This is a genomic window from Streptomyces sp. NPDC001156 (genome assembly GCF_053598275.1).
In genome coordinates, this window is the sequence record NZ_JBSFJX010000520.1 from 1 (window position 1) to 1,537 (window position 1,537).

1 protein-coding gene and 1 pseudogene are annotated in these 1,537 nt (G+C 68.8%); both read left to right on the forward strand.

The window, feature by feature from the left end; genetic code table 11:
* Nucleotides 1-96 precede the first annotated feature (96 nt).
* A complete protein-coding gene (locus tag ACWDA7_RS52770) occupies nt 97-537 on the forward strand; it encodes a hypothetical protein (RefSeq protein ID WP_450615335.1) in 441 nt (146 codons plus the stop codon).
* 207 nt (nt 538-744) lie between these two features.
* Nucleotides 745-1,537, forward strand: a pseudogene (locus ACWDA7_RS52775) (hypothetical protein); the annotation flags it as partial.

The window sequence follows — 1,537 nt, forward strand, 5'->3', positions numbered from 1 at the left end:
GGGCCTTCAGGGCCTGCTTGAGCCGGATGCGGTTAACGCCGCCCGTCCGGTTCTGAGGGGGGTGCGGCGCAGCAATGCGCCGCACCTACCCGACAAGTGGAGTCCGCCTACTTCGCGGTCAAGCAGTCGATGCTCGGCCGACGCGTGCTGCGGGCCCGCACCCTGCCGGGCATCGCGCAAGAGATCTACGCGCTGCTGACCGTCTACCAGGCGATCAGGATCGCCATCGCCGACGCCACCAGCACCGTCCCCGGGGCCGACCCGGACCGTGCCAGCTTCAGTGTTGCTCTCCACACCGCACGTGACCAGGTCGTCCAGGCCGCGGGCGTGATCGCCGGCACCACCATCGACCTCGTCGGCGCCATCGGCCGGGCAGTCCTGAATCACCTCATGCCCGCCCGCCGCCTGCGCGTCAGCCCCCGTGCCGTCAAACGGCCGCTTTCCCGCTACGCCTACAAGAGCCTGCGCGTCGACCGACGTACCTACAAAGCCACCATCAGCATCGACATCCTGTTGACAGCGCCCAACAGTCCATAACTTCATGGCCTTGCCCTTTAGGCCCGCAGGTCGGTAGTGGTGCAGGAGGCGAGAGGCAGGCGCATAACCGACGGCGTAGGGAGTCAAGCTGACCGGCTGCAGGGGGCGTTGTCAGTGACGGCGGGTAGCTTTGATGTGATTGCCGAGTCTGAGCATGCCCGGACAGATCTACGCACGCTGCGAGTCAAGAAGGAGGTGGGAACGTCCGTGACCACGAGCCTGCTTGATGCGGCGCCCGCCTCCGATGCCACGCCTGGTCGCCGCTTGCGGGGTAAGAACAAAGGCGAACGGTGGAAGCGCGGCGAGGACACCGAGCTGGCGGTGATCCGCCTGCCCCTGGACGTCCACCGCCTCGAGGACCTGCAGCGGGTGGAGAACCTCTACTGGGCGATGTGGTCGCTCAAGCGCGCCCTGCAGCGCGACGCTCGCGCCGCAGTCGACGCGTACTGGGCCGGCGACATGCGCCGCGAAACGGACGCGAAGGCGTGGCGGCAGGTGCTGGGCCTGTCCCGGGAGGGGATGGAACGCCGCGGCTACCAGCACATGGAGAGATCCAAACACCTGGGCCACCACGTGACGAAAGCGCTGGTGATGCATCAGGCCGACGAAGTGTGGGAAGGCATCGCCCGCCACCTGTTCCCCGATGCGACCGGACGCAGGTTCGGCCGACCCAAGACCGGGACCTGGTGGGACTACACCCGGATCCCCGGCCGCGCCCGCTCACATACGACCGCACACAAGTGGGAGACGTTCCGCCTGCACGGCACCCTTGCCGGACATCTCGCCGCCTACCGGCACCGCGGTCTTGGCCCGGCGGTGACGACGCCGGAGCAGGCCGCCGCACTGCCGTCCGGCACGAGCGTCCTCGTGCAGCCCCGCCCTCTACCCACACCCGCCCGGCCCTCCGGCCGCGTGCCGACCGCAGAGGCCACGTCGAAAGGCACACCGAAGACCCGTGCCGCGACCTGGTGGGACCACACCGGCCCCCTCGCGCTGGTTT